We start from the raw sequence: 12,681 nt of genomic DNA on the forward strand, positions 1-12,681 counted from the left end.
CGATGCTTTTCACAATTCCAATCGCACCCGCAGTGCCTTCACATAGTTCCTGCTCACAGACAAGAGTTCTTCCCGGCCTTCCATCTCAAGCTGATAGGCCCCGTTAAACCAGGGGGTCAGCCGAGTTACATAATCCAGATTCACCAGGTAACTTTTGTGAATCCTGAAAAAAGAGAAGGGTAAAAGCCTGCTCTCCAGGTCCTTCAGCGGGGTTTTGGTTTCATGCTCTCCGGTCCTGGTGATAATCCGGGATACTTTTTCGTCCCGGCCGATATAGAGGATCTCTTTTGGCTCCAGGTATAAAATTTCCCCATCTTCTTCAACAGCCAGTTTGCCCGCCGGCTTGCCGATATCATTTTCTTTTTTGGCGCCAATCAATTTTTCCACTCGCCTGATGGTCTGCTCGAGCTGATCCTCGTCGTAGGGCTTCAGTAAATAATCGGTCGCTTCATAGCGGAAGGCTTCAGCAGCAAACTGCGGGTAGGCCGTTGCAAAGATGATAAGCGGCACTTTTTTCAGCTCGTGCAGGGATTGGGCTGCTTCCATCCCATTCATTTTGGGCATCTCCACATCAAGGAAAACAACATCCGGCTGAAGCTGGATGGCTTTCATCACCGCTGCTTCACCTGATTCAGCCTCGCCGACAACCTGAATTGCAGGAAATTCCTCCAGTAAATGCTTTAATTCATCTCTGCTGTAGCGTTCATCATCAGCGATTAAGGCTCGGATCGTTTTTTCCATCAGCTTTTTCCTCCGTTTTCGGAATGGCGAATTGGATGTCAGTGCCTATGCCCGGCGTGCTTGCAATTTGCAGCGAAGCTTCCTCACCAAACATCATGGTCAGCCGGCGGTTTACATTGTACAATGCAAGTCCTGATCCCGATTCTGACTGCAGGGTTTCCTTGCCAAGCTGTTCGGCTCTTTCCCGGCTCATTCCCTGTCCATTATCCTTCACCTTTACTATCGTCATTCCGTCCTGTTTCTGAATTTTGATCATAATGATACAGTCTTGTTCCTTGTTCTTAATCCCATGCTTTACCGCGTTTTCCACAATCGGCTGCAGAGTGAGCGGCGGGATTCTCTCCAATAGGGCATCTTCTTCAATGTCGTATATGACTTCGAGCCGATCCACAAACCGGGTTTCTTCAATTGACAGATAGGCCTTTACATGTCTGAGTTCCTGTTCAAGAGTTGTAAAGCTGACAGTTGTGGCCGTCAGGTTCTGGCGCAGAAAATGGGAGAGTGAAACAAGCAATTTCCGTGCCTGGGCAGGTTCAATCCGCACAAGGGAGATAATCGTATTTAATGAATTAAATAAAAAGTGCGGTGATATTTGCGCCTGCAGCGCTTTAATTTCAGCTTCCTTTGCCAGCTGGAAGGCTTTATCAGCTTCAGCGATTTCAATCTGATTGCTGAGGAGTACACTGAGTCCCGAAATCAGCTCCATCACGAGATTTGTCATTTCTTTTTCCGAAGTGAAGTAAAACTTCAGCGTTCCGATTGTTTCGCCGCGCAGCTTTAAAGGAGCGACAATGGCTGCACCAAGTGGGCAGTTTTCCTCCCGGCAATGAATGGACTGGTCATTGGCAACAGCAATTTCACCGTGTTGAATGACATCCCGTGTGATCTGGGTCTGAATCGGGCTTCCGGAACGATGGTGGTCATTTCCAAGGCCGACATGGGCAAGAATTTCAGTGTGATTGGTGATGGCAACTGCTTTCATTTGAAGTTCCTTATGTAAAATCAGGCAGACTGCCAGAGCGGACTTATGATTGATGCCTTCCCGAAGGTGGGCAAGGGTCTGGTCTGCAATCCGCAGCGTTTTCTGTGCATGAAAAGCACCTGCTTTTTCTTCTTCGTTAATGACATTTTTTATGATCAGCAGGAATAAGGCACTGCCAAGCCCATTGGCTAAAATCATAGGAATCCCAATCATTTCGACAAGCGCCACCGCCTTTTCAATGGGCCGTGATATTCCAAGGATAATCAGCATTTGCACGGCTTCAGCCGCAGCACCAATGAAGAAAGCTGATGATAGCTTCACATGCTCGTTCTTTCGGCGGAAAAAGCCGGCAAGCAGCCCAGCCACTATGGACGCCAGCCCGCAGGCAATCCCGGTAAAGCCTCCAAGCGTAAACCGGTGGAGTCCAGCGATAATTCCTGCGCCAATTCCTACTTTAGGGCCGCCAAGCAATCCGGCGAGCACGACCCCGATCACCCTGGAATTGGCAATGGCTTCATCAGAAGCAAGCTCGGATGCCCAGCGGTTAAACTGCAGTGTGTCTGTATTAAAGGCCAATCCGGAATAGGTTCCAATGATGCCAAAAAAACCGAAAAAAAGAATGGCTTTATACTCGTGCTGCCGTTTTAATCTTTCACCATAAATCATCTCTCTGAAAAAGCGGAATCTTGTCAGAATCAGCGCAATGGTGACAATGATTCCAAGCCGCTCCAGCATTGTAATCAGCAGTTCAAGCATCCCTTATGCCCCTTTAACCAAGTCTATTATCATCATTTTAATGGATTAAAGAGTAAATGAAAAATGGCCTGTTTGAATTTTTCAAAAAAATCGCAGGCATTTTATAAATAATTGTCGAAAATATCTTGTTAGCAGGATTTTTAACTGCTTTTTTCCGATAATAATGGAGCTGAAAAAATGATCGAATATAAAGTAAATATAGAAGGAATATCACCAGATATGCTTGACGGTTTTTTTGACGGATGGCCAAATCCGCCGAGCCCGGAAAAACATCTGAAGCTTTTAAAAAACAGCACGAAGATTGTGCTTGCCGTTGACCGTGATAAACATGCCGTGGCTGGATTCATCACAGCAATCAGCGATGGAGTGCTATCTGCCTACATTCCACTGCTTGAAGTACTGCCTGAATACAAGAAGCAGGGAATCGGCCAAAAGCTGGTCACCCGGATGCTTGAAGAGCTGGACGGCATTTACATGATCGATATTATGTGTGACCCTGAATTACAGCCGTTTTATGAAAAGTTCGGAATGATCAAATCTTCGGGAATGGTGCAGCGTAATTATCATAATCAATCAGGAAAGCAGTAACAGGAGAACCGGAAGCTGGGTATCCCTACAATTTAGTTTATCTAAAAGAGGAGGCCAATTAATTGGACACAGAAATTCTTAATATATTTGACGATAGCCGAAAACAAATCGGTTCAGCTTCCCGTGAAGAGGTCCATCAAAAAGGCCACTGGCATGAAACTTTCCATTGCTGGTTTGTCAGCAGGGAACATGATCAGGATTATAATTATTTTCAATACCGCAGCAATGAAAAAAAGGATTACCCCGGTCTTCTGGACATAACGGCTGCAGGCCACCTCATGAGCCATGAATCTGTCAGGGACGGCATGAGGGAAGTGGAGGAAGAACTGGGGATTCATGTTGATTTTGCGGATTTGGTGCCACTGGGTGTCATTGAATATATTGCAGAGAAAGAAAATTTTATCGACAAAGAACTAGCGCATGTATTTCTTTATGACAGCGTCCATACACTGGAGGAGTTCAACCCGCAGCCGGAAGAAGTAACAGGAATCTACCGGATTGCTCTGGAGGACTTCTATGAGCTTTGGTTTGAAGGAAGAGAACATATTAAGGCAGAAGGGTTTCAGGTTGAAAGAGAGGAAAGAATCACCTCTGCCATTGCAGTGCGCAAAGAGGACTTTGTTCCGCATGAGGATTACTACTACAGGCGTGTACTGCATTCAATTCGGGAGATGGAGAGGGAACATGCTGATTAAGACTGAAGAAGATATAGTGAAGCTGGTAAAGCAGGACAAATGGATGATGACCATCCTAACAGCTGCAAAGTCATTAGACCTCCCTGACTGGTGGGTCTGTGCCGGCTTTGTGAGGGCAAAAGTCTGGGATACTCTTCATGGATTCAGTAATAGAACTCACTTGCCGGATGTGGATGTCGTCTATTTTAATATAAGTGACCTTAGTGAAGAGACGGAAAAAGAACTGGAGTCTAAGCTTAAATCCCTCCTGCCCAAAGTGCCCTGGTCAGTTAAAAATGAGGCAAGAATGCATCTCATTAATGACCTTTCCCCATATACATCATCAGTGGATGCGATCTCAAAATTTCCTGAAACGGCTACTGCCCTTGGATTAAAGCTTGATGACAAAAACAATATTATATTAACTGCTCCATGGGGGATCGAGGACTTGCTTGCTCTTAAAATAACGCCCACACCTGTGTTTGCTGAAGATAGCAAGTTGTTTGGAGTTTACCTGGAACGAATTGAAAAAAAGAACTGGAAATTATTATGGCCTGGGATAGAAGAAATTCAAGGAAGAAACCAATGAAAAAGGTGTTTTTAATACTGATGCTGCTTATGCTGCCAGGCGGTTCGCAGATACTGGCAACAAAATGGGTGGAACTAAATCCGGAAGAGGTCGAATCCCGCTCACAAGTCATTGTGCTGGGAACATATAATTTTAAAAGTAAACCAAAATCAAGCAAGAGTAATTTTTATGGAATGCAGTTTCATGTTGAAAAGGTTTTTAAAGGGGAAGCGGCAGAAAACATCACGGCAGGCATTGATATATTCGATGATGAATGGGCTGAGGAATTTCAGCAGGAGGGCGGCAAGTTCCTGTTATTTTTGGAAAAAACAAAGGAGGCACGCTTTCTTGTCCCCGTTGCTGGCCCCAATGGAATGGTTCAAGTGCAGGATGGCAGAATTGTATCAGGGCATGAGGACTATTACGGAAAAATTATAAATGAAGAACCAACAACACCAAGCCCTGTTAAAGAAAATGAAAATGAAGGCTATCTGCTTGGAATCTTGCTGTTTTCCTTAACTGGCCTTATCACTCTCCTGCTAATTATTAGGTTTTTATCAAGAGAAAATGCGAAATCTTATTAAGCGCGCTGCATTTAGATTATAATAGAGAAATAACAACTAAAGAAAAGGCAGGATTCTGTATGATTGTAAAAAACGAAGAAGAATTAGCAAAACTGAAGGAAATCGGCAAAATTGTCGCGGAGATTCGCGATGTGATGATCGAAAAAACCAAGCCAGGCGTAACAACCAAGGAGCTTGATGACCTAGCTGGAGAGCTATTTGAAAAGCACGGAGCAATTTCAGGACCTAAAGGAGAATACGATTTTCCAGGGTTCACATGCATAAGCGTGAACGAAGAAGTGGCCCATGGGATTCCGGGTAGCCGCATAATAAAAGAAGGCGATCTGGTAAATATTGATGTTTCAGGATCAAAGGACGGCTATTTCGCAGATACAGGCCTATCATTTGTTGTTGGAGAGGACGAGAAGCTGCAAAAGTTATGTGGTGCAGCACAGGAAGCATTTGACGAAGGCCTGAAAAAATTAAAGCCGGGCGGCAAGCTGAGCCTTGTTGGTAAAACAGTTCATAAAGTGGCAAAAAACAATGGATTCAACGTAATCATGAATTTGACCGGCCACGGTGTCGGCCGCTCCCTTCATGAGAAGCCCGACCATATCCTGAACTATTTTGATCCATGGGATAAGCAGCTGCTACGAGAAGGAATGGTAGTAGCCTTCGAACCGTTTATCTCAAGCGGAGATGAAGAAGTAAGAGAAATGAGCGACGGCTGGACGTTCGTCACACCAAATAAAAGCCATGTCGCCCAATGTGAACATACCGTTGTTGTCACAAAAGAAGGACCCATTATCTTAACGAAATAATCATGAACCAGGGGCATTGTATGTTCCTGGTTTATTTACTTCTTAGATTTTAAAAAAACACTTGAATATTCCAAAGCATTCCGCTAAAATAATAAAAATTTCAAATTTTAAAGTAATGACAGAAATCAGTAGCTGTTCTCTCCCTGTTTTAGAGAGCTGATGCCCGGTGAAAATCAGCACATAGATAACAGTGAATTACCTTCTTGAACTTTCTCTGTGAACAGAAGTAGCAGGGAACGGCCCGGACCGTTAATCCGCTGAGCGGAAGAGCAATCTTCAATAAGGGTGGTACCGCGTTAACCACGTCCCTTTCTTTAGGGGCGTGGTTTTTTGTATTCCAAAAACAGAAAGGATGGAAATCATGGACAATTTTTTCGAAAAATTAACAGCACAACAAAAGCTTGAAGCAGAGAGGCAGCTGGAGGTTTACCGCAATGGTGTCCAGGAGATTCTGCCTGAAGCAGAGCTAAAGAATAAAATAGCCAAATCCATTTTTTTTAACGAGCCTTTAAAAATTAAGCTTGGGCTTGATCCTTCTGCTCCGGATGTCCATCTCGGCCATACGGTCGTGCTGAATAAATTAAAGCAGTTCCAGGACAACGGACACGTCATCCAGCTGATTATTGGTGATTTTACCGGGAAAATTGGCGACCCGACAGGGAAATCGGCAGCCCGAAATCAGCTCACAGATGAGGAAGTGAAGCATAATGCCAAAACCTACTTCGAGCAATTCAGCAAAGTGCTGGACATGGATAAAGTCGATCTTCACTACAACTCAGCATGGCTCTCTGACCTCCAGCTTGAAGACGTGATCCGGCTGTCTGCAAGCATAACGGTTGCCCGCTTGCTCGAACGAAATGACTTTTCAGAGCGCCTGGCCACAGGTAAGCCGATTTCGCTTCATGAGTTTTTCTACCCGCTGATGCAGGGCTATGACTCGGTTGCTCTTGAAAGCGATATTGAGCTTGGCGGCAATGACCAGCATTTTAATGTTCTGATGGGACGCCATCTTCAAGAGCATTTCCAAAAGGAAAAGCAGGTCGTCATTCTGATGCCGCTCCTTGAGGGTCTGGATGGCAAAGAGAAAATGTCCAAATCGAAAAACAATTACATCGGTGTGGATGAAGATTCGAATAATATGTACGGCAAAACAATGTCCATACCGGATGAGTTGATTGTAAAATACTTCAATCTCTCAACAGATTTGCCGGTGACCGAAAAACAGAAAATCGCAGAAGAACTGGAAAACGGAACTCTTCATCCGCGTGACGCCAAAATGCTCTTGGGAAGAACAATTGTCCGCATGTACCATGGTGCAGCTGAAGCCGAAAAAGCTGAACAGTATTTCCAAACCATTTTCCAAAAAGGAGCCATGCCCGATGAGATCCCGGAGACCGAATGGAAGGGAGAGGGTGAAATGCTCATTACGGATCTGATTGCCGGCCTTGGCCTGCTTTCCTCCAAAACAGAAGCAAGAAAAATGATTGCAGGTGGCGGCATCCGTTTAAACGGAGAAAAAGTCAGCGATGTAAAGCTGCGCGTGAAAATTACAGACGGATTAGTTCTTCAGGCAGGAAAAAGAAAGTTTGTGAAACTGAGGCTGAACTAGGCAAATCACTTTTTTCTCCAAACCTTTTCAAGATATGATGGAATAGACAAAATTTTAAAATAAAAGCAGGTGGAGGAAATGAAAGCGGTCATTCATGAAGGAAAAGCTGGTCTCGCCGGGTTATCTTATGGTGAAATCGAAAAGCCTGAGCCGGGTGCCGGCGAAGTCAGGGTGAAATTAAAAATGGCAGGGCTGAATCATCGTGATTTATTTGTCCTGAATCGCCACAAGCCTGAAGACCCTGCGCTTGTCATCGGTTCAGACGGAGCGGGAATTATCGACGCAGTCGGAGATGGCGTTGCAGACATGAAGCCAGGCGATGAAGTCATCATCAATCCCGGACTTGGCTGGAAGGAAAAAAGCGAGGCACCGCCGGCCGGCTTTGAAATTGTCGGCTTGCCGTTTCATGGCACATTCGCGGAATACATCATTATTCCGGCTGAAAACGCAGCACCCAAGCCAGGATATTTAACCTGGGAGGAAGCGGGCGTCCTTTCTCTTGCAGCACTAACCGCCTACAGAGCATTATTCACTAGAGGAAAGCTTCAGGCAGGCATGAAGGTTTTTATCCCCGGAATTGGAGGGGGAGTGGCAACCTTTTTAATGCAATTCGCAAAAGCGGCAGGGGCTACCGTCTATGTGGCTTCACGTTCAGAGGAGAAATGCCGGAAGGCTCTCGAACTTGGTGCAGATAAAGCCTTGAACAGCAGCGAAGATTGGACGGAAGCTCTTGGCGGAGCAAAGGTGGATCTTGTCATTGAATCGGTTGGTCCTGCTACATTTAATAAATCTCTGGGAATCCTTCGCAACGGCGGTACCATCGTAATATTTGGCTCATCTACAGGTGATGTGCTGGAACTCAATCTCCGCAGTCTCTTTTACGCTCAGCAAAACCTGCTTGGCTCAACGATGGGAAGTGCAGAGGAATACCATGAAATGCTCCAGTTTATAGAAAAACATCAAATCAGGCCGGTTTTGGATCAGGCATTTCACCTGGAACAATATGAACAGGCTTTTGAAAAAATCGCAAACGCAGAGCAATGGGGGAAAATTGCCTTCAAAATCAGCGAATAAAAAAAGGTGAGATTCTGCGAAAAAGCAGAATCTCACCCCTTTTTTATACATGTAAAAACTTCACACAAACCGGATCCGGCACTTTCACATCAGACTGAAGCAATGTGAGCTTCCCTGTGTTTTCATCTCTCGAAAACAAAACAATATTGCTGGAATTCTGATTTGAGCCAATTACGAATTTTTCAGATGGATCGAGCACAAAATCACGCGGCCAGTTTCCTTCTGTAGAGGTATGCTCCACAAATGCAAGCTCCCCATTATCCTGATTGACAGAGAAAACAGCAATGCTGTCATGCCCTCGGTTGCCCGAATAAACAAAGCGGCCGTCTCTTGAGATATGAATGGCGCTTCCCTGGTTATTTTCCTTAAAACCTTCCGGAAGCGTGGAAATAGCCTGCTTTTGAACGAAGCTTCCATCTTCATGATACTGAAGTAAAAGAACTTCAGAGCTAAACTCGGTCATCACATAGGCATACTTGCCATTTGGATGGAACACTAGGTGTCTGGGTCCGCTGCCCGGCTTTACGGAAAGGATACTTTTTTCCTTCAGAATTCCTTCATTCACTTCATACGTAATCACCTGGTCTGTTCCCAGGTCAACTGCAGCTAAATATTTTTCGTCAGGAGTCAGCCCGGCATAGTGAGTATGCGGTTTTTCCTGCCTGCTGTCAGGGCCTGATCCGCTATGCTCCATAACCGAAACAGCAGGATTTAAAGAGCCGTCCTCATTTGTTAAGTAAGACTCGACTGTCCCTTTATGGTAGTTTGCACTGAAAACATTGCGCACGGAAGAATCCACACTGACATGGCATGGAGGGGATCCGGCAGAAACCTGGCTGTTGATTTTCTCAAGTGAACCGCTGCTGCTGTCAAGACGATACGCAGCCACTCCGCCGGATTCGCCTTCCTTGGCTACCGAGTATAAAAATTGATTATCCCGGCTGATTGTCAAATAGGTGGGATTATCCAATTGTGCTACCGTCCTGACATCGGAAATTTTGCCTGCTTTTGTATCCAGTACAAATGAATAAATCCCTTCACTTTCACCCTTAGTGTATGTGCCTATGTATCCTCTGTATTTGGCCATATGAAGCCTCCTCTATATGTTTTCTTCTGAAAATACTCTATCATAATTTGCGTTCTAAACAAAAGGAAGAGGAATTTTACAATGAAAAAAGAATAGTAAAAGGTAAGTATTTGAAAGGATGATGAGGTTGAACGCTCCCCATTCGATATTGTCAGTCTGGAGAAACTTTGATCGCTTTCCGATGGAAACTCTGACAAAAGCATGGTACTACGATAAAGCAGGAACGAAAAAGCAGAGGGATGTTTCTTTAATGCAGGAGCACCGTGCCCAATATGGCATTGCCGGAAACTGTTTTGACCTCGCGATATGGCTTCTGCACGAATTTAAAGAGGCAGGAATTCAGGCATATCCGGTTGGCCACGAATTGAAAACACCTTCTGCCCATGCAGCAGTGGTGGCGGTGGATGAAGAAGGCCGCCGCTTTCTATGTGATCTGGGCGACCAATGGCTGCAGCCCATATTAATTGATTCAAAGGCCCGGGATTTTACTACCAAAAGGATAAGCGGGTTTTTCCCTGCGGCAGATGTCCAGGTTTCATCTGAAAGCGGGCAGCTGGAAATTGCCTATCACCGCCCTAACGGTAAAATATCGCGGCAACGTTATGATACGGATCCGGTTGAACTGAAATCCTTTCTGGAAGCAGCCGAAAGATCGCAAAACACGATTTATCCAAAAGCTTTGGTGGAGCAGCGGATTTCCTATAAAGACGAAACCGCACACTGGGAATTTTATAACTGGAAAAGTTTCCTCAGTACCACAGGAGGCCTGCACCATGATGCTCCCGCAGAATCTATTGAAGAATGGGCGGCCCGGATTCATGAAAAGACAGGGTATGATAGGGAGTTTTTAATAGAGGCTCTCAGTATTTATAAAAAGCTTGAAAACAGCGGTCTTTCCCATTAGGGAAATCTTCCTATTTATTTCCCATTCTGTCATTTTGAAGATATAGTAGGATATAATCGAAGCAAGACATAAGAGGGGAGATATATACACATGGAGCCTATTCATAAAGTTTCAGCGTATCTTACTCAAAATGCGGAGGTATTATCAGAAGAGCTGGTTACAGAAATCGTAAAACGATTTGGTTTTGAAATTCCAAAACAGGAATTTAAGGCTGCCGTTTCGATGTATGTGGAGTTTATGAAGTTCCTGGGAACGATGATTGCAAGCAGCAATGAGAGGATTCCTGAAGGACTGGTTGAATGGAGCAAGGGAAATGGCGAACGGGCGGCATCCAAGGGAGGAAAAATTTCTGATATCGTCATCCGGTATCCGGATACCCGCCTCGTTTTTACTGATAGATTAAATGATATTAGCAAAAAGTTTGAATTAACGGCTGAAGAAATTATTACTATTGTCAAAAAAGTGAACTTTATGCTGGACATCAGTGTTAATGAGACCGTATTTGCCTTTGAACGGCACTCCGAAGAACAATTAAAAGAGACCCAATCCCAGGTAAATGAGCTGTCTGCAACCATTGTACCAATTCAGGGCAGCATTGCAATACTTCCATTGATCGGCAGCATAGACTATGACAGAGCTCAAATCATCATTGAGAAGACAGTCCCTCGGGTCAGCCAGCTGGGAATCGAAACCTTAATTATCGATTTTTCCGGCACGGTGAATATAGATGTTGAAATTGCCAATCATATTTTTGATATCCGGAATATTCTCCAGCTGATTGGAGTCAATACCATTGCCACAGGTGTCAGACCGGATTTGGCAAAAAGAGCCGTTACACTGGGCATTGACCTATCATCCCTTGAAGTATACTCGAACGTCCTGCAGGCGATTAGAAGCATTAAATAGCGGTAATGAATGGAGCTGCTCTTAAAGCGGCTTTTTTTTCGAAGTTTAAAAGTGGAATATTTAAAAAACGATTGTCGAACCCCAGGCCACATAATAGTTTTTAGATATTTTATAATATATTAAATTAACAAAATAATAGATACTATTAAAAAGATTCGTATGGGAGGCTTTTTGCATGACTGTTTTTACATCCGCTTATTTTACGATGACTGAACAGGAAGCCATTGAATATGCCAAAACGAGGCTGAATTATTTTGCTCCGGATGCTGAATTGGACTCCAGGGAAATTGGAGATGGCAATTTGAACTATGTTTTCAGGCTGACTGACCATAAACACAAGAAGTCTCTGATTATCAAGCAGGCCGGACCGGTTGCCAGAATATCAGATGAATTTAAGCTGTCTCCTGACCGCAACCGCATTGAATACGAAATTCTTGATCTGCAAAACAAGCTCGCTCCAGGCTTCGTGCCACAAGTGTTTAACTACGATCCAGTAATGAATTGTACTGCAATGGAGGATCTGTCAGATTACACTATTATGAGAACAGCCTTCATGCAGCATGAAAAATTCCCGCTGTTTGCTGACCATATCTCGAGCTTCCTGGTAAATACCCTGTTGCTTACGTCCGATGTCGTAATGGGACATAAGGAAAAGAAAGAGCTCGTCCAAAAATTCACAAACCCGGAACTATGCGAAATTTCAGAGGATCTCGTCTTCACAGAACCGTTTTACGATTGTGTGAGAAATGAAGTGTTTGAAGGCACCAGGGAATTTGCCAAAAAGGAAATTTGGGAGGATCCAAAGCTTCAGCTTGAAACGGCAAAGCTTAAATTTGAGTTTATGACCAATGCCCAGTCCCTGCTTCATGGCGATCTGCACACAGGCTCAATTTTTGTAAAAGAAGATTCTACTAAAATCATTGATCCTGAGTTCGCCTTTTATGGCCCGGCCGGATACGATGTCGGAAACGTGATTGCCAACCTGATTTTTGCCTATGTAAACGCGAAATATACCATCACTGAAGATGAAGCAAGAACCGACCAGCTTGGTTATCTTGAAAACACAATAGAAGATATTATTGACTTGTTCCAAACGAAATTCCTGCAGGCCTGGGATGAGAAGGCAACTGAACAAACTGCCAGTTATGAAGGCTTTAAGGAATACTATCTTGATACAATCCTGCGTGACACAGCAGCCGTCACAGGACTTGAATTATGCAGGAGAATTATCGGGCTGGCATCTGTAAAGGATGTCACATCCATTGAAGATTACACCAGCAGAGCTGCAGCAGAAATGATTTGTCTGGCAGCAGGAAAAATGTTTATTATGGATAGGGAATCTATTAAAACAGGAGAGGATTTTGTGCGTACTTTGAAAGACTGTGAAAAAAGATTCTAGAGGAGGCAG

13 protein-coding genes and 1 other annotated feature are annotated in these 12,681 nt (G+C 44.4%); of the genes, 10 read left to right on the forward strand and 3 right to left on the reverse strand.

What is annotated here, in order from left to right; all coding sequences use genetic code 11:
- Nucleotides 1–9: 9 nt before the first annotated feature.
- Both CHI10_RS10850 and CHI10_RS10855 read right to left on the reverse strand, forming a co-directional pair.
- Nucleotides 10–741 (reverse strand): LytR/AlgR family response regulator transcription factor, encoded by a 732-nt coding sequence (locus CHI10_RS10850; RefSeq protein WP_095244308.1) that lies wholly within the window; start codon nt 739–741, stop codon nt 10–12.
- Nucleotides 710–2,479, reverse strand: a complete 1,770-nt coding sequence (locus CHI10_RS10855; RefSeq protein ID WP_095244309.1) for a sensor histidine kinase — start codon at nt 2,477–2,479, stop codon at nt 710–712. Before CHI10_RS10855 ends, CHI10_RS10850 begins: the two co-directional genes overlap by 32 nt.
- A 177-nt stretch (nt 2,480–2,656) precedes the next feature.
- Between CHI10_RS10855 and CHI10_RS10860 the strand changes: the two genes are divergently transcribed.
- From CHI10_RS10860 to CHI10_RS10890, 7 genes are all read left to right on the forward strand, one after another.
- The gene (locus CHI10_RS10860; protein ID WP_095244310.1) at nt 2,657–3,067 is read left to right on the forward strand and encodes a GNAT family N-acetyltransferase; all 411 of its coding nucleotides are present in this window, start codon (nt 2,657–2,659) and stop codon (nt 3,065–3,067) included.
- 62 nt (nt 3,068–3,129) lie between these two features.
- Entirely contained in the window at nt 3,130–3,762 is a 633-nt protein-coding gene (locus CHI10_RS10865; RefSeq protein ID WP_095244311.1) for an NUDIX hydrolase, read from the forward strand.
- Nucleotides 3,752–4,330 (forward strand): nucleotidyltransferase family protein, encoded by a 579-nt coding sequence (locus CHI10_RS10870; protein WP_095244312.1) that lies wholly within the window; start codon nt 3,752–3,754, stop codon nt 4,328–4,330. The genes CHI10_RS10865 and CHI10_RS10870 overlap by 11 nt, the downstream gene beginning before the upstream one ends.
- Entirely contained in the window at nt 4,327–4,893 is a 567-nt protein-coding gene (locus CHI10_RS10875; RefSeq protein ID WP_095244313.1) for a hypothetical protein, read from the forward strand. Before CHI10_RS10870 ends, CHI10_RS10875 begins: the two co-directional genes overlap by 4 nt.
- A 59-nt stretch (nt 4,894–4,952) precedes the next feature.
- Complete coding sequence (gene map, locus CHI10_RS10880) at nt 4,953–5,693, forward strand: type I methionyl aminopeptidase (RefSeq protein ID WP_095244314.1); 741 nt, start codon at nt 4,953–4,955, stop codon at nt 5,691–5,693.
- Between the two features lie 106 nt (nt 5,694–5,799).
- Nucleotides 5,800–6,006: a binding site (T-box leader), on the forward strand.
- A 48-nt stretch (nt 6,007–6,054) separates the two neighbouring features.
- Nucleotides 6,055–7,302 carry a tyrosine--tRNA ligase gene (gene tyrS, locus CHI10_RS10885; protein WP_095244315.1) on the forward strand — a complete coding sequence of 416 codons (1,248 nt, stop codon included), beginning with the start codon at nt 6,055–6,057 and terminating at the stop codon, nt 7,300–7,302.
- Nucleotides 7,303–7,380: 78 nt separating this feature from the next.
- Nucleotides 7,381–8,376 (forward strand): zinc-binding dehydrogenase, encoded by a 996-nt coding sequence (locus tag CHI10_RS10890; RefSeq protein WP_095244316.1) that lies wholly within the window; start codon nt 7,381–7,383, stop codon nt 8,374–8,376.
- A gap of 43 nt (nt 8,377–8,419) precedes the next feature.
- Here CHI10_RS10890 and CHI10_RS10895 read toward each other — a convergent pair whose 3' ends face one another.
- The gene (locus CHI10_RS10895; protein ID WP_095244317.1) at nt 8,420–9,463 is read right to left on the reverse strand and encodes a lactonase family protein; all 1,044 of its coding nucleotides are present in this window, start codon (nt 9,461–9,463) and stop codon (nt 8,420–8,422) included.
- 127 nt (nt 9,464–9,590) lie between these two features.
- Here CHI10_RS10895 and CHI10_RS10900 point away from each other — a divergent pair, with 127 nt between their 5' ends.
- From CHI10_RS10900 to mtnK, 3 genes are all read left to right on the forward strand, one after another.
- Nucleotides 9,591–10,367: a hypothetical protein gene (locus CHI10_RS10900; protein ID WP_286137303.1), complete on the forward strand. Its 777-nt coding sequence runs from the start codon at nt 9,591–9,593 to the stop codon at nt 10,365–10,367.
- A 90-nt stretch (nt 10,368–10,457) separates the two neighbouring features.
- Nucleotides 10,458–11,273 (forward strand): STAS domain-containing protein, encoded by an 816-nt coding sequence (locus CHI10_RS10905; protein WP_095244319.1) that lies wholly within the window; start codon nt 10,458–10,460, stop codon nt 11,271–11,273.
- Nucleotides 11,274–11,448: 175 nt separating this feature from the next.
- Entirely contained in the window at nt 11,449–12,672 is a 1,224-nt protein-coding gene (mtnK, locus tag CHI10_RS10910; protein ID WP_095244320.1) for an S-methyl-5-thioribose kinase, read from the forward strand.
- Nucleotides 12,673–12,681 lie beyond the last annotated feature (9 nt).

Source organism: Bacillus sp. 7894-2, assembly GCF_002272225.1.
Taxonomy (GTDB): Bacteria; Bacillota; Bacilli; order Bacillales; family Cytobacillaceae; genus Cytobacillus.